Annotated in this window: 22 protein-coding genes; 8 read left to right on the top strand and 14 right to left on the bottom strand. The window is 43.8% G+C overall.

Translation table 11 applies throughout. From position 1 onward, the window contains the following. Positions 1–78: 78 nt before the first annotated feature. Together PI95_RS29935 and ald are read right to left on the bottom strand one after the other, a co-directional pair. The gene (locus PI95_RS29935; RefSeq protein ID WP_039743596.1) at positions 79–345 is read right to left on the bottom strand and encodes a hypothetical protein; all 267 of its coding nucleotides are present in this window, start codon (positions 343–345) and stop codon (positions 79–81) included. A gap of 456 nt (positions 346–801) precedes the next feature. Further along, complete coding sequence (gene ald, locus PI95_RS29930) at positions 802–1893, bottom strand: alanine dehydrogenase (RefSeq protein WP_039743598.1); 1092 nt, start codon at positions 1891–1893, stop codon at positions 802–804. Positions 1894–2211: 318 nt separating this feature from the next. Between ald and PI95_RS29925 the strand changes: the two genes are divergently transcribed. From PI95_RS29925 to PI95_RS29905, 5 genes are all read left to right on the top strand, one after another. After that, positions 2212–2382 carry a CAB/ELIP/HLIP family chlorophyll-binding protein gene (locus tag PI95_RS29925; RefSeq protein ID WP_039744137.1) on the top strand — a complete coding sequence of 57 codons (171 nt, stop codon included), beginning with the start codon at positions 2212–2214 and terminating at the stop codon, positions 2380–2382. Positions 2383–2752: 370 nt separating this feature from the next. Then, positions 2753–3046 (top strand): hypothetical protein, encoded by a 294-nt coding sequence (locus PI95_RS29920; RefSeq protein WP_039743600.1) that lies wholly within the window; start codon positions 2753–2755, stop codon positions 3044–3046. Positions 3047–3151: 105 nt separating this feature from the next. Next, positions 3152–4204, top strand: coding sequence for a WD40 domain-containing protein (locus PI95_RS29915; RefSeq protein ID WP_039743602.1), 1053 nt, complete (start codon positions 3152–3154; stop codon positions 4202–4204). Positions 4205–4659: 455 nt separating this feature from the next. Beyond that, positions 4660–4863, top strand: a complete 204-nt coding sequence (locus tag PI95_RS37560) for a helix-turn-helix domain-containing protein (protein ID WP_039743604.1) — start codon at positions 4660–4662, stop codon at positions 4861–4863. A gap of 128 nt (positions 4864–4991) precedes the next feature. Then, complete coding sequence (locus PI95_RS29905; protein ID WP_201280670.1) at positions 4992–7715, top strand: PAS domain-containing hybrid sensor histidine kinase/response regulator; 2724 nt, start codon at positions 4992–4994, stop codon at positions 7713–7715. A gap of 325 nt (positions 7716–8040) precedes the next feature. Here the strand turns inward: PI95_RS29905 and PI95_RS29895 are convergent, their stop codons facing one another. The 10 genes from PI95_RS29895 to PI95_RS29845 form a co-directional block, all read right to left on the bottom strand. Further along, positions 8041–8286 (bottom strand): type II toxin-antitoxin system HicB family antitoxin, encoded by a 246-nt coding sequence (locus PI95_RS29895; RefSeq protein ID WP_039743606.1) that lies wholly within the window; start codon positions 8284–8286, stop codon positions 8041–8043. Between the two features lie 102 nt (positions 8287–8388). Then, positions 8389–8628, bottom strand: a complete 240-nt coding sequence (locus tag PI95_RS29890; RefSeq protein WP_039743608.1) for a hypothetical protein — start codon at positions 8626–8628, stop codon at positions 8389–8391. Continuing rightward, positions 8621–8833: a hypothetical protein gene (locus PI95_RS29885; protein ID WP_052324893.1), complete on the bottom strand. Its 213-nt coding sequence runs from the start codon at positions 8831–8833 to the stop codon at positions 8621–8623. Before PI95_RS29885 ends, PI95_RS29890 begins: the two co-directional genes overlap by 8 nt. 702 nt (positions 8834–9535) lie before the next feature. Beyond that, entirely contained in the window at positions 9536–9856 is a 321-nt protein-coding gene (locus PI95_RS29875) for a hypothetical protein (protein WP_039743610.1), read from the bottom strand. A 173-nt stretch (positions 9857–10029) separates the two neighbouring features. Further along, complete coding sequence (locus tag PI95_RS29870; protein ID WP_163519317.1) at positions 10030–10170, bottom strand: hypothetical protein; 141 nt, start codon at positions 10168–10170, stop codon at positions 10030–10032. Between the two features lie 223 nt (positions 10171–10393). After that, a complete protein-coding gene (locus tag PI95_RS29865; RefSeq protein ID WP_039743612.1) occupies positions 10394–10687 on the bottom strand; it encodes a helix-turn-helix domain-containing protein in 294 nt (97 codons plus the stop codon). After that, positions 10684–10821, bottom strand: coding sequence for a type II toxin-antitoxin system RelE/ParE family toxin (locus PI95_RS29860; RefSeq protein ID WP_236117255.1), 138 nt, complete (start codon positions 10819–10821; stop codon positions 10684–10686). Before PI95_RS29860 ends, PI95_RS29865 begins: the two co-directional genes overlap by 4 nt. Before the next feature lie 190 nt (positions 10822–11011). Then, positions 11012–11635 carry a cytochrome c oxidase subunit 3 gene (locus PI95_RS29855; protein ID WP_039743616.1) on the bottom strand — a complete coding sequence of 208 codons (624 nt, stop codon included), beginning with the start codon at positions 11633–11635 and terminating at the stop codon, positions 11012–11014. Positions 11636–11786: 151 nt separating this feature from the next. Next, positions 11787–13523 carry a cytochrome c oxidase subunit I gene (gene ctaD, locus PI95_RS29850; protein ID WP_039743620.1) on the bottom strand — a complete coding sequence of 579 codons (1737 nt, stop codon included), beginning with the start codon at positions 13521–13523 and terminating at the stop codon, positions 11787–11789. Positions 13524–13640: 117 nt separating this feature from the next. Further along, a complete protein-coding gene (locus PI95_RS29845; RefSeq protein WP_039743622.1) occupies positions 13641–14723 on the bottom strand; it encodes a cytochrome c oxidase subunit II transmembrane domain-containing protein in 1083 nt (360 codons plus the stop codon). A gap of 518 nt (positions 14724–15241) precedes the next feature. Here PI95_RS29845 and PI95_RS29840 point away from each other — a divergent pair. Further along, on the top strand, positions 15242–16216 hold the full coding sequence (locus tag PI95_RS29840; protein ID WP_039743625.1) for a COX15/CtaA family protein: 975 nt from the start codon (positions 15242–15244) through the stop codon (positions 16214–16216). 101 nt (positions 16217–16317) lie between these two features. After that, the gene (locus tag PI95_RS29835) at positions 16318–17274 is read left to right on the top strand and encodes a heme o synthase (RefSeq protein ID WP_039743628.1); all 957 of its coding nucleotides are present in this window, start codon (positions 16318–16320) and stop codon (positions 17272–17274) included. On the opposite strand, the gene PI95_RS36355 is transcribed toward PI95_RS29835, so the two are convergent. Then, positions 17271–17495 carry a transglutaminase family protein gene (locus tag PI95_RS36355; protein ID WP_236117253.1) on the bottom strand — a complete coding sequence of 75 codons (225 nt, stop codon included), beginning with the start codon at positions 17493–17495 and terminating at the stop codon, positions 17271–17273. The genes PI95_RS29835 and PI95_RS36355 overlap by 4 nt on opposite strands. Before the next feature lie 73 nt (positions 17496–17568). After that, positions 17569–17880, bottom strand: coding sequence for an RNA-binding regulator (gene rbp / locus PI95_RS29825; protein WP_039743630.1), 312 nt, complete (start codon positions 17878–17880; stop codon positions 17569–17571). A gap of 567 nt (positions 17881–18447) precedes the next feature. On the opposite strand from rbp, the gene PI95_RS29820 reads away from it, so the two are divergent. Further along, a complete protein-coding gene (locus tag PI95_RS29820; RefSeq protein WP_039743634.1) occupies positions 18448–19326 on the top strand; it encodes an MBL fold metallo-hydrolase in 879 nt (292 codons plus the stop codon). Positions 19327–19628: the final 302 nt, after the last annotated feature.

Here is a 19628-nt window from a genome sequence, read left to right as displayed (position 1 = left end):
ATAATTTCAACATTTCCCCTGTCTTGAAAAAGTCTGATGCCTGCGGCAACCCCTGCGGGGAACGGAGGAAACCTCCGCTCAGATTTTCCGCTTTTTTGCTTTCCCCTTTTCCCCTCCCTTCGGTAAAGATTCCATTAATTTGTCAGCTGTTTTTTCTCGTCCTGCAAGCAAGACAGCTTCTTTTAAACTCACCGTGTCAGTGGTTTGTTTCTCGTCTTCATCAACTTGAAGGTTCTGCAAATACTTTTTAGCCCATTGCTGCGCTAAAGATTCGACACCTCCCTTGTTTTCTTTTTCTAAGTTTGGCTTGAAACTACTGCCAAAAACTTCTTTAGGTAGACCCATAATAATTGGTTTTTAACTTGTAGTACAAAAAGCATTGTTCTAGACAATTCTTTTTATTGTTCGTTCATTATAGCTATTATTTCTGAGCTTTAAGTAATCTTTATTAATAGTATACGTAATGTTATTTTTTATTATTTATAAAAAAAATACAAAGCAAAACTTCTTAGCCTAAAGTTTTGATTAATTCTATTGACAAATAAATAAGTACTTATTAAAACAGTTGCCAAAGAAAAATAGGACTTACGCATCAAGCGGAGTTTTCTCCGTCGCGTAAATCCTATACAAGTATGGTATTTACCCCAATTTCCTAATTTTTTACTTTTTTCAAGGAAAATAAGTTCACGTTCGATGCTACAAGCCCCTGTGGGAATTTAGACATTTAGATTGTTGATACATTCCGATAAATTATCAAACGTGATTTTACGTAGATAGAAATTAGCTAAGTGTCGTGAAAAACTAATTTACTAAGTCCGGAAAAACTGACTGCACCGCAGGATGGACTAAGCGATGATTTTGTACATTTACACCTTTGGCTAATGCTGGGTTAATTTCTAACGCTTTAGTTCCCAGATTTGCTAACTCGACAACGTATGGTAAAGTACTGTTATTCAGAGCTTGGGTTGCTGTCCAAGGTACTGCCCCTGGCATATTCGGAACGCCATAATGCACTACATCTTCTTCGAGATATATCGGACTGGTGTGGGATGTAGGATGTAAAGTTTCCACGCAACCGCCTTGATCGACGGCAACATCGATAATTACAGAACCAGGACGCATTTGTTTAACCAAGTCACGCTTGACTAAAATCGGTGCCCTACGTCCTGGAATTAAAACTGCACCAATCAGCAAGTCGGCTTCTCGGACTGCGGCTTCGATGTGGGCGGAGTTACTGTAGATGAGTTCGACTCTAGAGCCAAATAAAGTTTCTAAGTAAGATAAACGCTCAACATTAACATCTAAAATCTGGACAGCAGCACCCATACCCACAGCAATTTTCGCGGCTTCTGTGCCAACGACACCGCCGCCTAAAATCACTACTTTACCTGGTTTGACGCCGGGAACACCGCCCAAAAGAACACCTCTACCACCTTGCTGACGTTCGAGGAATCTTGCGCCAAATTGTACCGATAGCCGACCGGCAATGATGCTCATGGGAGAGAGCAAAGGTAATTTGTTTGCACCAGGTTGTTCTACAGTTTCGTAGGCGATCGCACATGTGCCACAATCTATTAAATGCTCGGTCAATTTGCGATCGGCTGCTAAATGCAAATAAGTAAACAGTAACTGCCCTTTTTGTAAAAATTTGTACTCAGATGTCAGTGGTTCTTTCACCTTGACAACTAAATCCCGATTCCAAGCAGCATCCGGTGTAGAGACAATTTCTGCCCCAACGCTTTTATAATCATCATCTGTAAATCCAGCACCAGTACCAGCCTGTGTTTCTACAAAGATGTTGTGACCATTTTCCCGCAACACCCGCACGCTAGAAGGACTCAACCCTACCCGAAACTCTTGATCTTTACTTTCCTTAGGAACGCCAATTTCCATTTACTGCCTCTCCCAACATTTTTTGTTTAACTTTAGCCTGCCAGTTTCTAGCTTGCTACTTCCGTATTAGAGATAGCTAATTATTTCTGATCGCTAGTTGTGTTATCCTCACCTGTCGTCTTTTTAATTGCCCTTGACTATTGCTCCAGTATTCTTAGAATATATAAAGAATAATTAAAAATTGTAACGCAAGGGCAATAGTGCGGAAATTTTTCCAATTTTTTGGTTGACATTTAAGCACTACCACGCCGCTTAAAATCCGAAGTTGCGACTTAATCAACGTAAAGTTCAGTTTGCCGAAAATACAAGTTCTCTATGATGACACAACCACAACCCACCGTTACGCCCAAACTAGAAGAGCCGAAATTTGGCTTTAATGAATATGCTGAACGCTTGAATGGTCGAGCTGCCATGATTGGTTTCATGTTGATGGTGGTGATTGAATACTTCACCAACCAAGGAGTGCTATCATGGCTCGGTCTAAGGTAGAGCTGATGGAGTGCACAAACACCATTACTTCTGCTTGCTGACTTCTTGATGCGTTGTAAGCGTGAGTTGTTGAAATTTTAACCAGTTGGTATCAGCTGGTTAAAGCTCTTGCAACGCCCATTGCGTACCGTAGCGTTACGAGTCGTTTAAGGCTGTTCAACGGCACAGCACACGCTTTGAGTGTAAGTGTTATCCTAGACTTGCAACTATATGCAAGCATTATATGCAAGCAGCTTAATTTCTACACTTGTTTCCCCTACTAATAGATAATTATAATCTCTTAGTGGCTTTGATTAAAAGTGCCTTGTTCGGGTGAGTTATTCTCAGTAAATTTACGTGTATATTGTGAACAGGAACCAATAAGCAAAAGATGAATGCTGTATTACCTCGTTTTTTGAAGTCAACGTACCGTAGAGAACCATTAATCAGTGCATTGATTACGATGGGCATTGTCGAGGCGCTGATTGGTGGATTTGACGATAGCTGGTCATTGTTTGCTTTTGGCTTGGGAACTGCTGGTATAACCCTTGCATGGCGCTGGTGGCGCATCCAGCAGAGTCGCCCTTTACCAGAAGAGCCTGTGGTGCAACATTATTTGCCCTCTCGCTCGTCTACTTCTGCCTTACCGCTGCTAACGGTTTCTAAGAAAAAACCACCGCTGTAAAAAGAACGGAGTAGGAGTTAGAAGTTAGGAGTATAATTCGTAACTTATAATTGATAACTGGGAAAAATTAATTAACGCGCAAGAATGAAAAAGTGAGGAAAAAGAGTGAGGAGTAAGGGAAAAGGTAGGGGCGGTACTTTCTTGCGCCCGTATATTATTGTGGCATTTGCTACAGTTGCCCTTCCTGTTATGTTTTGGGAAGGGTTTTGTGTTCGTGCGGCTGATGCTACTGTTGAAGTAATACCATCCCAAGCTCCTCAAAGCTTTGCTAATCCACAGTTACTTTATAGTTTTAGCGGACACGCGGGAACGATTAAATCTTTAGCCTTCAGTCCAGATAGCAACGTTCTGGTGAGTGGTGGGGCTGAAAATGAAGGTGTAATTCGTTTGTGGAATACGCACAATGGTAAAAGGGTAGGGACTATTCGCAAAGCGCAAAAAACAGCTGTGGAATCTTTGTTGATTTCACCAGATGGTAAAACTTTAGTCAGCTGCGGTAATGACAATACTATCAATCTTTGGAACCTGAAAAGGAATTACTTTACCCGGTCTTTTGTCGGGCATACCAGTAATATATTGTCTTTAGCGGTGTCGCCTGATAGTAAGGTTCTTGTTAGCGGTGCTTTAGATGGGATTCGCATGTGGGATTTGTTACAGCAGCGCCCCCTAGCTACTCTGGCACGCTTTGATAATGCAATTTTTACTCTGGCGATAAGTCCTGATGGTCAGATGCTTGCTAGCGGTGATAATAAAGGTGTAATTAAACTGTGGGATTTGAGTAGTGGTAAGTTAATCCGTGGATTTACAGCGCATTCTAATACAGTCAGCGCGGTAGCTTTTACACCAGACGGTAAAACTTTAGTTACTGCTAGTCACGATCGCACGATTAAACTTTGGAATTTGAATACTGGAGAAGTTAGTAAAACTCTTACAGGACATGATAACTGGGTGAATGCGATCGCCATCAATCCAGATGGACAAACTCTGGCTAGTGCAGGTAGAGATGGTATTAAAGTGTGGAATTTGACTACAGGTGAGTTAAGAAAGACACTTTACGGACATTCAGATTGGGTGAGTGCGATCGCTTTTAGTCCTGATGGTCAAATGCTGGCTAGCGGTGGTTTTGATAAAAAAGTCAACGTTTGGCGCAGTCAGTAAATTATAGCAATCGCTAGTTATATACAATACATGAATACCGCGAATGTAGGAACAATTGATGAATTGTCCCTACAAATAGGCACTAATTTCACCTTTTAGGAGAATTGTAAATTGGCTGTCAAACACTAAGAGGGTGTTTATAAAATAATTCTTAAACCTGTAGGGTGCGTTATAGCTCACGCTTAACGCACCGAATAAATGGTGCGTTACGGCTGAAAATATATTGTAAACAACCCGAAATACCTATCGAGCCGTAACACAACGGCAATATTGCAGGAGGAATATCCACACTGCAATTTGCCTCCCCTACTTAATATTTTATTTATAAACACGCTCTAAGTATTTGATTGAAACGCTAAATCTACCTCTTGAGGTAGATGCTTAATGAATACTTTCCGTTATGCGATCGATTAAATAGCGTTTGATCAGTTGTCGCTCAAAGACTATTAGGCATTATGGCAACCACACTCCGCTCATCAAACCAGTCTTGTACCGACACGGGCATCTTCGTCCGTCAGTTGCGTCACCTGCTCGAACTGACACAGGCACAGTTTGCTGCGCTCTTTGGCGTAGCCACCCCAACAATCGCCCGCTGGGAAAACAATCGATCGCAGCCTTCGCGATCGAGCGCTCATGCAACTAAAAGCCATGCTGCATGAACTCAAAAATTCTCCCCACAAGTGAGAGCGCTCTCTGCGCTCAAGCCCTGCTTGTAGAATACTTTGAGGAAGAAATTTAGCAGGCTTTAGGACTAAGGTGTGGTGCAATGCAGGACGAGGAATTGCTAATGTTTCAAACGGCAGAAAACGCTCTTAATAATGGGCGGTCAATTGGCGTTGAAAGTGAGACTGGTATAATCTTCCAGTTGGCAGATAGCACAATCGAGTCCTGCGATTTGGTTGCAGAGCGACTGTTGGGCTACAGTGCTAAACAGCTTGTTGGCACCACCTCGTTTAAACCTGTATGGCAGGCGATTTATCCCGATGGCTCACATGTTGCGCCAAAGGATTATCCGGCGATCGTCGCTTTGCGACAGGGTTTGCCCTGTCGCAATGTGGTGATGGGCTTTTATAAACCAAGCGGCGATTTGGTGTGGTTGCGGCTGAATTCAACGCCTTTATTCCAAGGGGATACCACAACTTCCTATGCGGTCGTCACAACGTTTAGTGAAGTTGCCAGTTCACAACACAACGAGCCGCAACTCGAAGCTACTTTACGGTCAAGTGAGCAGCGATTCCGCGATATGGCAGACAATGCCCCGATGATGATTTGGGTGACCGATCCAACGGGCTACTGCACCTACCTCAGTCGAAGTTGGTATGATTTCTCTGGGCAAACCGAGGAAGCAGGGTTAGGGTTTGGCTGGCTTGATGTCATCCATCCAGACGATCGCGAATCCTCCAAAATTATTTTTCTCGCCGCCAACGATCGCCAAGAAGCGTTTCAACTGGAATATCGCTTGCGGCGCTTTGACGGTGAATACCGCACTTGCATTGATGCGGGGCGTCCCTGGAAAAGTGCAGACGGTGAGTTCAAAGGCTACATCGGCTCAGTGATTGACATTGACGATAGAAAACAAGCCGAGTCCGCCTTACGCCGCTCGGAGGAACGCTATCGAACGCTGTTTGAGTCGATAGATGAAGGTTTCTGCGTCATTGAAGTGCTGTTTGACGAGAACGACACGCCGCTCGATTACCGCTTCTTGGAAATCAATCCCGTCTTCGAGCAACAAACCGGACTTAGACAAGCAGTCGGTAAAACGGCGCGTCAGTTAGTTCCAGATATTGAAGACCACTGGATTAAGATTTACGGTCAAGTCGCACTGACGGGTGAATCCGTTCGGTTTGAAAATGGCTCCGAAGCAATGAACCGTTGGTTCGACGTTTATACCTGCCGCACTGGACAGCCAGAGGAGCGAAAAGTTGCTATCGTATTCAAAGATATTAGCGATCGCAAACTTGCCGAGAAAGCTTTGCTCTCAAGCGAGGAGCAGAGCCGGAATATTTTGGAAAGTATTACGGACGCATTCTTCGCTCTAGACCAGGATTGGCGGTTCACCTACGTGAATCGGCAGGCAGAACACTTGCTAGAACGCGCTTCAGGCGATTTGATTGGAAAAAACTTCTGGTCAGAATTTCCGGGTCTTGATGGCAGCGAGTTTGAGCAGCTTCACCGCCGCGTGATGAGCGATCGCGTCGCTGCTTCACTGACAGCGTTTTACCCCGACCACAACCGCTGGTACGAAGTCCGCACCTACCCTGCCGCGAAGGGAGTCACCATTTATTTCCGGAATGTTACCGATCGCAAGCGGATTGAAGCCGAACGCGAACAACTCCTGCAACGAGAACAGACGGCACGGGAAGCCGCCGAAACTGCCAACCGAATTAAAGATGAGTTTCTTGCCGTTTTGTCTCACGAGTTGCGATCGCCGCTCAATCCGATTCTCGGCTGGTCGAAGTTGTTGCAACAGGGAAAACTGGATGCAGCAAAAACGAAGACTGCACTTGCCACAATCGAACGCAATGCCAAGTTACAATCGCAACTAATCGAAGACCTGCTCGACATCTCCCGCATTCTACGCGGCAAATTGAGTTTGAATGTGATGCCCGTTGACTTGATTTCGGTGATAAGAGCCGCTCTAGAAACCGTTCGACTAGCCGCCGAAGCCAAATCGCTGCACATTCAAACAACTTTTTCACCCGACGTTGGAAAGGTGATTGGCGATGCCGGACGTTTGCAGCAAGTGGTCTGGAATCTTTTATCCAATGCCGTGAAATTCACTTTTCAAGACGGGCAAATCACCGTTAGGTTAACCCAAACTGGCACTCATGCCCAAATTCAAGTCACTGATACGGGAAAGGGTATCAATCCTGACTTTCTGCCTTATGTGTTTGAGCATTTCCGGCAGGAAGATGCAGCCACCACGCGCAAATTTGGCGGCTTGGGGTTGGGACTGGCGATCGCCCGTCAAATTGTGGAACTGCACGGCGGTAGAATTTGGGTTGAGAGTCCGGGTGAAGACCGGGGAGCCACGTTCACGGTTCAAATTCCGCTTGCGTCTCGCTATAGTGAATTGCCGTCAACAGAGCAATCATCCGTCTCAACAAGTGATTTAAGCGGCATTTATATCTTAGTGGTGGATGACGATGCAGACTCACGAGACTTTATTACGTTCGTTCTAGAGCAAGCGGGTGCAATCGTCACTGCTGTTGCATCGGGAATTGAGGCACTGCAAGCGGTCGAGCAGTCTGTTTTCGATCTGGTTGTGAGTGATATTGGAATGCCAGAAATGGATGGATATACGCTGATCCAACAAATTCGGGCGCTAAAGCCAAAAAGACAAGTTCCGGCAATTGCCCTGACTGCCTACGCGGGAGAAATTGACCAACAGCAGGCGTATTCCGCTGGATTTCAAGCTCACATTGCAAAACCTGTTGACCCCAATGCCGTAATTGCGATCGTCGTTCAATTCACAAAAAGACTTAATGCCAAAGAGCGATCGCTTGACTGATGACCGAATAATTCATAATTAATAATTCATACTTTGGCGCAGTCAGTAAATTAAAGTAAGCGAGCTTATGTTAGATGCAGCTTTGTGTCAAGCACAAATATAATCAGATGAGGATTTACGCATCTTCAAAAGCATCCCAATCAATCCCTAACTGCCGAACCGCAGCCCGAATTGTTCCAAGTTTTAGGTCACGACTTCCCCAATCTGGTAGCGAAGTAACATTTTGCATCTCACAGATTGAACCACTTCCGGTGAGAACCTCCACCTCGACGAGGCAACTCTTCACAACCGAGTGTTTTTAACTTGCGAGTGACATCGCGATACTTCATGGGGCAGTTATAAGAGTCTCTAGCCAAAGAGAGTTATCAGCGTCAATAATCTTCATGTTCGCAGGCAAACTTCGTCCAAGATCCTCGTAGGCTTCTATTACAGCAGCTAAAGCATCACGAACATTAATTAAAGCTTCCTCGACTGTATTTCCCTCAGTAACTAACTCTGGTAGAAGCGGCGATGTCACAGTGAAACCACCCTCAAGTTGCGGTGATAGCAGTAATGGTACTTTGTAAAGCATTCAAAATCATCCTCTCTTAAGCGATCGCACGTTATACTAATTTTTTATGAAACAGTGGTTTTGCTGAAAGTGAAAGTCCAAACGCACTTGATAGAGTGTCAATCAAACTACATCCCGCACTGTGTAGCCCTTGCTGCATTTTTGAATCAATACCCAAGTTTTAGTTTCCTTGTCGAGCGCGGGTAGAACACGGAAATTAAAAACATCCGCCCAAGTTTCTACGCCGTAATTATTTGCAAACTTCAACTCAAGCTCTTTAAAGCGTTCCCAATCGCGATCGCTGATGGCAGCAAATATGGGAATCACTATACTTAGTGGTATTTGAGTTGCTGCGTCAGTCATAAGTAATATCCTCAAAAATACAAACTATTGGCAAAAGGCTATCTTCTGTATCAATTATTTCTACTACTCGCCTGCCTGTGTTTTTAGCAATTCGCTTGCAATACTCTTCAGATGCCGCGATCGCCCAATCTCTAGTTTCTACAACTGGGTCGAATTTGCCTTTAGAGCGCTTAATGTCGTCATTTGTTTGGTTTTCTGGGGACAAGTCAGGCTACCTCATCCTCAACAACCAAAAATAGTTCACCCATCGATACCTTGAAAAGCCACATAAAATAATCGCGCTATTTACATCAATACGATTGAAATTATTTGAAGCGGCGATGTCACAGTGAAACCATCCTCAAGTTGCGGTGATAGCACTAATGGTACTTTATAAAGCATTGGAAATCATCCTCTCTTAGGCTTCACTGAAATAATCCGAGTGCCTGTAACTAGATTATCACCTTGAAATAGCTAATAAGTAGACCAACCAAATTAAAGGTAAAACCATACTCTGGGTGTGTTAAGCAAAACTGTAACGCACCGATATTTTCTGGAAGTCGCCATAGACCAAAAAGTTTGATTGATAAGCGGTTTGGATGCGATCGCCACAAATTTTTGATATTTTGCTTATATGTCTCTCCCCACACCACCTACACAGGCAATTGTGGAAACATTTCACCAGCGACGCAAAGATGCACCTAGAAGCGACGGTAGGCACTATAGGCAGATTCTATAGTTATGGGAGTAACGTGCCTTGTAGGAGCTAGCATAGAAGTTGGTTTATAGTGGTTTACACCAGGTTTTTATTTAGGGACTAATAAAAATTAACCCCTAAAACCAACGGTAGGCTCTAGAGGCGTGGGTTCTATGGTTTTGGGGATTAAAGACAGTGGAGAAATTTTTAGATAGCACTGAACGATTTATCTCACGGGGTTAATTTACTTCTTAAAATTTTTACGAGTTCTTTTCTTTTTTCCCAATTTTGCCAAATTTGATTTTTACATTTGTCCATTTCATATTGTATCTTTTCTGCTTTTATTGCGAATTCATCACTTATATGTAAATTTCCATGTTCTTTATGTTCATTTCTCAATTCATAATACCAGTCTCTATGCGCTTCTAATTCTTTGTATTTTTCAGTTAAAAATGGATATATTTTATCTAGTTCTTCAATTTCAAATTTAATTCTATCTATAGACCAATTATTTCTTTGTTTGTAGTCTTTAGCCTCTTCAAAATTATGCATATTTATTAATTACTCTTTTTCATTTATTTGAAATTAGCTTTTATTAATGTTTAAAGTCATCAGTAATTTTACGGTTTGAATAATTCAACATTGTAGATTCTTATGTTGAATGTAAAAACCCGCCACAGGAACGGGATACATAGATTTTTGAGTCTACGAGCTAATTTGATCGTTTAAAGCTTTGGTAGTTTAGTATTTGGCAGTGGTTCAGGTAGTGGCTTAAGAATCTTTTGTTTTACTGGTGGTGGATTTTTCCATACGCACTCATCCAAATTTTTGAAACCAACATCATCACCTGAGTTTTTCTTTTTCATAGGATTTTGCTATTTCTAGTATTTACGTACTATAACATCGACGATACAATTTTATACCATTGATTTAATGTCGTCTAAATATTATTTCCCGACATTTTGACGAGATTAACAGGATCGCGACCTTTGGTAAAACAGTTTTGTCAAAGAGTGCGATCGCTCAGTTTAATAAAAAAGCACCCGTGTATAAAGTGTGCAAGGGTGCTTTAGTTTTAATTTTGGCGTTTTAAGCTACATCTATTAATTCAAAACGCACTCGCTTACCAATAATTTTTGCTGCACGATCAATAGTGTCTAAGGTTACGGATGTGTTGTTTGGATCTAAAAGTCTGTCAAGAGATGACCTGCTAGTTTTCATCTGTTTCGCCATATCTGACTTAGTTAGCTTTTTCTCTGACATCGCATGTTTAATTTGCCAAGCTATAACTCGCTTGATGGCAATTAAATTAATCTCTTCAAGTATGCCTTCATCTTCTAGAAAATCATCAAGAGACGAACCAATATGTAAGTTGTTGTTCATCCTTTCACCTCTAATTTCCGCTCCTTCGCTAAATTCAACTCTTGTTTAGGAGTTTTTTGAGATTTTTTTATAAATCCATATAATATTACTCTTGTACCTTTTTTGGTACTTTTAGTCAATACTGAATTTTTCATGTCTTTGTCCATGAGATTGCTTCCTTCTCCTGTCGGAGACGCTACGCGTGAACGTTGCTTCGGACTTCGTTGCTACCGATGAGATTGCAACTTGGTATAAGCAAAAAATTTACTGAAATTAATAAAGCTTCTAATAAAAAACCCCCTGTTATAGGGGGTTTCACTTATAGCGTCAATAAAAAATTGATACTTAAAGTAGGTATAGCAATCCGAAAAGGATAATCCAAATCACGTCAACGAAGTGCCAGTAAATTTCCGCAGCTTCGATGCCAAAATGCTTTTCGCTATTGTAGTGATCCTTAGTGCGCGATCGCCACAATACGGCAAGAATCGCCACAACGCCAATGGTAACGTGCAATCCGTGGAAGCCAGTCAAGACGTAAAATGCACTGGCAAACAAATTCGTAGTTAAACCAAATTCAAGATGGGTATATTCATATACCTGACCAAGTAAGAAAATAATACCCATTGCCGCAGTTATTCCTAACCAAGTTCGCATTCCCCGCGCATCATTCTTTTTAATGGCGGTGTCAGCATTGTGCATGACAAAACTGCTAGCAATCAGATTGACTGTGTTGACTCCGGGGAGCAACAATTCTAATTCTGGCGTGCCTTCTGGGGGCCACGCAGGTAAAGTAGCACGGAAAGCCAGATAAGCTCCGAACAATCCCAGAAAAATCATCCCCTCAGCGATGAGGAAGACAATTAGACCAAATATACGATGGTCTGGATGTTCTTCGTGATGAGCCTCTGTTGTCGCCGCGTGGTGATGGTTGAGAGCTGTTTTAGCTGGGTCAATAGTTTGACTTTGCATGAATCTTTAATATTTATAGCTGTGTCGAAGAAATTTTGGACGCTTAGGCGCTTGGGCTAGAAGCTAGGGGCTAGAACAGAGAAAATGAAAACACACATCCTAATCCCTAGTCCCTAGTCCCTAGTCCCTAGTCCCTAGTCCCTAGTCCCTTCTATTTGCGGTCTTCGGGATTAGCCGCAACCTTTGGATCTGGTTCGGCGCGTAACACTGAGTTAGGACCGCCAGACAAAACTGGGTTGGGATCGTCTAGGGGTACACCTTCTTTCGCTTTTTCCAAACCGTAGTCGTAGGGTCCGGTAGCCAATACTGGAAGTTTGTCAAAATTCTCAATTGCTGGCGGTGAGGTTGTCATCCACTCTAAGGTAAGTGCATCCCAAGGATTGTTACCTGCTTTGGGACCATACATCCAACTCCAAATCGCGTTGATGATGAAGGGGAATGTGGAAACCGCCAGTATATAAGCACCGTAGGTGCAAATTTCATTCAAAGTTGTAAATTTCGGGTCATACTGGGCAACACGTCGGTTCATGCCCATCATTCCCAGCTTGTGCATGGGTAAGAATGCCATATTTAGACCGACGATAGTTAGAGTAAAGTGAACTCTACCCCAAAATTCGTTGATCATTCGTCCCGTCATTTTCGGGAACCAGTGGTAAAGCCCTGCATAAATGCCGAGAACGCTACCACCAAACAGGACATAATGCAAGTGTGCGACTACAAAATAGGTGTCGTGAACGTGAATATCAAATGGAACCGCAGCTAACATTACGCCACTGATCCCGCCGATGACAAAGGTGCCGACAAAGCCCATTGCGAACAACATGGCGGTAGTCAGGCGGATTTTGCCACCCCACATAGTTGCCAACCAGCTGAAGATTTTAATACCGGTGGGTACGGCGATGATCATGGTGGTGATCATGAAGAACATCCGCAACCAACCGGGAATACCGCTGGTGAACATGTGATGCGCCCAAACGATTAGTCCCAAAAAGCTGATGGCGAGACTGGAGTAGGCGATCGCTTTATATCCAAAAACCGGCTTGCGGGAATGCACGGGGATCACTTCAGAAATCGCTCCAAAAAAGGGCAAAATCATGATGTAAACCGCTGGGTGCGAGTAAAACCAGAACATGTGCTGGTATACAACCGGATCGCCACCACCAGTCGGGTTAAAAAATGTCGTTCCGGCAATTAAGTCAAAAGACAACAAAATTAAACCCGCTGCTAGCACTGGTGTTGATACCAAAGTCAGTGCTGAGGTAGCAAACATTGCCCAGCAGAACAAGGGCATTTGATTGAAACCCATGCCAGGGATACGCATCTTCAGCAGGGTGACAAGGAAATTAATTGCCCCCAAAATCGAAGATGTCCCCAGCAAAAGGACGCTCATAATCCATATTCCCTCACCCACTTGACCTGTAACCAAGCTCAAGGGAGGGTAGGAAGTCCAACCGGCATCCGGTGCATCGCCCACCAATAAACTGCTGATTAGCAATATACCAGCTGGCGGAATCATCCAAAAGGCAACAGCATTCAAGCGGGGGAATGCCATATCTTTTGCCCCAATCATCAAGGGGATCAAGTAGTTAGCAAACCCCGCACCCGCTGGCACAATCCACAAGAAAATCATGATTGTGGCGTGCAGCGTAAACAAACTGTTATAAACTTCCGGCGTAACAAAATCTACTTCTGGCGTTCGCAGTTCCGTGCGAACTAAGTCAGCCATTACCCCGCCCATGCAGTAAAAAATGAACGTTGTTACTAGGTATTGAATTCCAATTACCTTATGGTCGGTGTTAAAGCCGAAGTAGTCTTGCCATTTTCTTACCCCTGGTTCCTCATTCAAGGCAGGGGTATTCGCAGTTTCCTGCAACTGTGCTTGTGTCATAAAAGTCCAAAGTCCAAAGTCCAATGTCAAGAGTCCAAAGTCCAATGTCAAGAGTCCAAATTCAAGAGTCGAAAATTCTTAACTATTGACTCTTGACTATTGACCATTGACTCTTGACTAATGGTGAATTTGATGAAGTATTTCTGGCTGAATTCCCATGTCCTTGGTATAAGGAGCGAGAAATTGATCTGGGGATATATCCTCGGTATTGACCGCAACGGCTTGATTTAGTGTTTCAGTGCTGGCAACTAGCTGTTCTTGTATCCAGTTATCAAAAGCTTCCTGCTTTTCCACAATAACTTGTGTTCTCATGGCACCGTGGTATGGACCGCAAAGTTCAGCACAGATAAGGTCATAATTACCTTCTTTTTTCGGTGTAAAGCGAATTTCACTTTGCCGACCGGGGATAACATCTTGCTTGAGGCGGAATTCTGGCACCCAAAAGGCATGAATGACATCGTTGGCGCTCATGCTGAGTTGCACTTCGCGTCCGATGGGAACGTGGAGTTCACCGGAGGTAACATCAGTTTCTGGATAGGTAAAAATCCAGGCGTACTGCAAACCTGTGACGTTGACTATCATTGCTGGTGGTTTGCCTTCTTTTCCGGGAACCGGACCGATGGTGGGAGCAACAATACCTACGCCAGGGGCATTTCGCTTTTGAGGAATTTGGTCAGCATTGCGGACTGCGGCTGTAGCGGGGTCTTGCATTGCCTCATCAGATTTCTGCTGATTGAGGTTGGGTTCTGTGCTGGGTGGAGTGTCGTTTAAAGTTGCTGCGATCGCTGCCCCAGGCATTTTCATCGACTGCTGCTGTAGAGGGGCTTCGTGGACGGCGTGGGGGTTAAAGCCACCCATTTCGTTATATACGTCAAAGCTGTAAACAGAAATACCGAGAACGATAATTGCTGGGATCGCCGTCCAAAGAATTTCTAAAGGTATGTTGCCTTCGACGGGTGGTCCGTCAGAGTTGTCGCCAGGACGACGACGGTATTTAACGGCACAATAAATCAAAATACCCTCGACGAGTAAAAAGATACCCGTTGAGACGACCATCATCGTGTTAAACAGACCATCCACTAAATCGGCTTCGTCAGTTGCTGCTGTAGGCAACAGACCGTGATTTTGACCGTACCAGAGGCTGACCAGTGTCAGCAGGATGCCAATGAGTAACGTCCAGATTGAACTTGGAATTTTCACGGTTGATTAGAGTTAATGACTTTACTATTTTGGACAGAACTGCTTACTTACTACGGTAGTCCAGCCTATAAGACATTGAGTATAAAGGGCTGAAATTTTTATTAATTTTTTTCGGAGCTTTTCTCATTTTTCCTTAGGGGGATTTGCTAGATGTAAATATAAGGCAAAAATTTAACAAAGAATTTAGAAAAGGTTAAATGTCAAATGGTGACAAGGCACTTACCAAGAAATAAAATCCTGCGCCGTCAAACCTAGATCCACGATACTAACGAAGAATTTCAATACACGGCGCAGGATTTTATTTTTATGGTTCCCCCCAAAAGAGAAAATTCTCTAAAGCTTTTGGCTAAAAGTCGATTCGTTCATTCACAGTATAAATCAGAGCTAATCTTTAACCTTGGTTTATACGCTAGGGTGGTTAGGAGAAGGACACTTGCGCTTTTGGGGCAGAGTGTATCCTAACTGACAAATTTTATAATTTTCAAGGCTTACAAAGAGCTGGTGTGAAGGTATCATTCATGAGCGAATTTGTCCTAGAACAACAAAATGAAGCGGCACAAGAGCAGCAAAAACCCAAGGAAATGATTCGTCGCTTGGTGTGGAAAATTTGTGTAGCCACCTTAATTTTGATGGCAATAGGCAGTGCCACCCGCGTGATGAATGCTGGACTCGCTTGCCCAGATTGGCCCTTGTGCTACGGGGAACTTGTGCCAGCTAAACAAATGAATTTCCAAGTTTTTCTGGAGTGGTTTCACAGGTTGGATGCTTCGTTGATTGGATTAAGCGCGATCGCACTCGCTGTCTTAAGCTGGTGGCATCGTCGATATGTACCTAACTGGCTTCCTTGGGCTTCTCTTTTCTCGCTGTTTTTAATTGTCTTCCAAGGCGTCTTGGGCGGACTCACCGTTACTGAACTTTTGCGCTTTGATATCGTTACGGCGCATTTGGCAACGGCGTTGTTATTTTTCATTACTCTACTAGTTATCGGCACGGCACTCGCTCCCTACCAAGGAACTGGAACTGTTGGTAAGTTACCTTGGGTAAGTTTAACCGCCGCTATTTTGGTTTATCTACAAAGTTTGCTTGGTGCTTTGGTAGGATCTCGCTGGGCACTACATCAATGTTTTGGCGGTTCTCAACTTTGTGCTGTAATGTACAGTCATATCGGTGGGGTGGTGCCGCCAACAGTAGCGACTTTGGCTGTTGTATTTCTCTCATTGCGTACACCTGCACTACATCCAGCTTTGCGGCAATTAGCTAAGATAACTGCTGGATTGTTAGTTTTACAAATTTTGTTGGGAGTTGCCACTTTTAAGTTACATCTCCAAGTCGAGCCTCTTACCGTTTCTCACCAACTTATAGGCGCCTGTTTGCTGGGTACTTTGGTAATTTTCACGGTTCTCTCATTGCGTGATTTGGCTCTAAGTCGTGGTATTAACGCTTACTCATCTGGTGTCACGGCGACTACAAGTGTAGATGGAGTGAATCCATAAGTTAAATGCGAGTGCTGTCTGTTGTCTTTTTGTTGAACTATGAAAGCCAGACGCGACTAAAGATAGCACAGAAATTGAACAAATAAGGAATTAGAGTCAACATGATTGAGACTAATGTCTCGAAGCACCACCAAACATTTTCCCAAGTTATTCAAAGCTACTACCAGCTGACTAAGCCTCGGATTATTCCGCTGCTATTGATTACTACTGCTGGTAGTATGTGGATTGCCGGTGAGGGAAAAGTAGATCCATTGCTGTTGTTAGTAACTCTGACTGGTGGTACTTTGGCAGCTGCTAGCGCCCAGACGATTAATTGTGTCTATGACCGAGATATTGATTATGATATGGAGCGCACGCGCCATCGTCCTTTGCCTTCGGGTAGGATACAGCCTCGTGATGCTTTGATTTTTGCGATCGCTCTTGCTGTAATTTCTTTCAGTCTGCTGACGGTATTTGCCAATTTACTAGCCGCAATGCTGGCAATGTCTGGTATTGTATTTTACATTCTGGTTTACACTCACTGGCTAAAACGCTCTAGTACCCAAAATATCGTCATTGGTGGAGCTGCTGGGGCGATTCCGGCGCTGGTTGGTTGGGCGGCTGTCACGGGAACTTTAAGTTGGGTTGCTTGGTTACTTTTTGCAATCGTCTTTGTTTGGACACCTCCCCATTTCTGGGCTTTGGCGTTGATGATTCGGGATGATTACGCAAAGGTAGGGATACCAATGTTACCAGTTGTCGCGGGCAATGAAGCGACGGTGCGGCAGATTTGGTTTTACACGCTGGTTTTGGTGCCAACCACGCTGCTATTAGTTTATCCGTTACAGGCAACGGGAATTGTCTACGCAGCGATCGCACTTGCTTTGGGAGGATTATTTATCCTCAAGGCTTGGCACTTGTTACACAATCCAGGCGATCGTACTTTGGCTAAAGATTTATTTCTCTATTCCATCTCTTACATGATGCTGTTGTGTCTGAGTATGGTAATTGATAGTCTTCCTTTGACTCATCGTTTAATTAGTGTTGTGGCAAGTCAGTTGCACTTAGTTGTTAGTTAATTGGCAAAAAGAGCGATGGTCAAAATCCGACACCCTAGAAGGGTGTCGCGTTGTGCGTACAAAGCCCACGCAGGTAAGCTCTCGTTTTTGTAGCCTTTGCCAGTGCCGTGGTGAGGCAGCGCGGTCATGTTCGTTACCACGCGGCTGTGCCTGCGGGGGTTTGTTTGTCCGGAAAAACGCTGTTTATAAAAGTGCGTTTCTAACCGCTTTTTAGATGCCAAAAAAGGCTCAAGCAGTAATTCATGCTTGAGCCTTTCCTAAATTCAATTAACTTAATAATTGAATCTTTAAGACTTAGTAGCGGTTGCGGTTGTAGCCACCGCCGCCGCCGCGATTACCACCACCGTTGAAGGAACCTCTGTCTTCCTTGGGTTTAGCTTTGTTAACTTTGAGATCGCGTCCCATCCACTCAGCACCATCAAGCGCATCGATGGCGGCTGTTTCTTCAGCTTCTGAACCCATTTCCACAAAACCAAAGCCGCGTAAACGACCTGTTTCACGGTCGGTAGGCAACTGAACTCGTTTTACAGAACCATATTCTGCAAAAACAGAAGTCAGAGCTTCTTGTGTAACTTCATAAGAGAGGTTACCTACATAAATAGACATAGATTGTCTCCAAAATCATGAATGTGCGGAGATTTAGATTTCGGAGAAAAGTCTGTAAACACCAAAAGAAGAATACCTGTCAATGCTAAAAACAAACGCTGTCGCCGAATTAATTCTCATATCGATGGTAGCATAGCAAGCAAGGAAGAGTGCGAAAGCCATAAAAAATGTAATCAAAATTTATGTGTAGTTAAGGCACGAACCCGCGAACAGGAATACCCAGCCCAACGGGAGAATCAGTACGAATAGACGGAAACCGACCCCTGAGACTGATTCACCGTCAAACAAGCGAAGCGTTGGGTACCTACGTTCGCCTTGGTCTGTTTTTGGGAGAAGAATTTCAATACACGGCGCAGGATTTTATTTTTATGGTTCTTCCGCAAAGCGCGATCGCACCGAAAAATAGTAATTTTAACTGAACTCAAAACTGGTAGAAGAATTTGGGAGTGCGATCGCCCAAGCGCGTTGAAACGCATATATCAACGAAGGTCTTTTGGCGCTTTTGCTAACCTAGTAATGAAGGGTTAATTACCCAGCCACCTGCTGAGTGGGTAAAAGAGGTTTAACATGGCTCATTTAAATCTGCGGCGTCCGGAAAATGTCAGCGGCGATTTTTATGTCGATACTTCCTGTATTGATTGTGACACCTGTCGTTGGATGGCTCCGGAAGTGTTTGTTGAAGTTGGTGAACAATCGGCAGTTCATCATCAACCAGCTAATGAAGCCCAACGATTAACTGCGCTACAAGCTTTATTGGCTTGTCCAACCAGTTCCATTGGTACAATAGAGAAGCCGCAAGATATCAAATACGCTCAACTGAGTTTTCCAATTTTAGTTGCCCAAAATGTTTACCACTGCGGTTATCATTCGGAAGATTCTTTTGGTGCTGCGAGTTATTTGATTCAATTACCCGAAGGTAATGTTTTGGTAGATTCTCCCCGGTTTACACCACCGTTGGTGAAGCGGATAGAAAAAATGGGGGGGATACGTTATATGTATATGACTCACAGAGACGATGTAGCGGATCATCAAAAATTTGCCGAGCATTTTGAGTGCCAGCGCATTTTCCACACTGACGATATTACAGCTTCTACTCGCGATGTAGAAATTCAACTGACTGGTAGTGAACCATTTGAGTTGACTCCTGAATTGTTAATTATTCCCGTTCCCGGTCACACTAAAGGACACACTGTTCTACTTTACAAACAGAAGTTTCTTTTTACTGGCGATCATCTGGCTTGGTCTGATACATATAAACAGTTAATTGGCTTTCGCAATGCTTGCTGGTATTCTTGGTCAGAACAGCTTAAATCAATGCGAAATTTAGCTAATTATACATTTGAGTGGGTGTTACCAGGTCACGGGCGGAGGTATCATGCTGATGCTCTTTTGATGAATCAGCAGATGCACAAATGTATTGAGTGGATGGAATCGGCTGGGCGGTAAGTATAAAAAGTTGGCGTTTTTGAATCAAGATATGAATTTACCTCACGCACTCGTCAAGGCAGCGCGTTGCTGCGCCAGTGCTGTGCGGAGGTCACGAACGTTGAGGCACCTGGCGTTGGGGTTCCCCCCGTTGTAGCGACTGCCGCGCACTCGTCAAGCCAGCGCTGTGCGGGGGTGGAGGAGTGAGGCGACTGGCGCGCAAAGAGTAATACCAATTCTCCATGAAGATGCACTAAATTATTAGAAGCAGAAACTTTCTTTGCTTTCTTCATGGGAAATAACTTTCGAGCCGAGGTATGTGA

It is taken from the genome of Hassallia byssoidea VB512170, assembly GCF_000817785.2.
Taxonomy (GTDB): domain Bacteria; phylum Cyanobacteriota; class Cyanobacteriia; order Cyanobacteriales; family Nostocaceae; genus Hassallia; species Hassallia carrinoi.
This window is presented reverse-complemented; position numbering and strand designations above follow the sequence as displayed.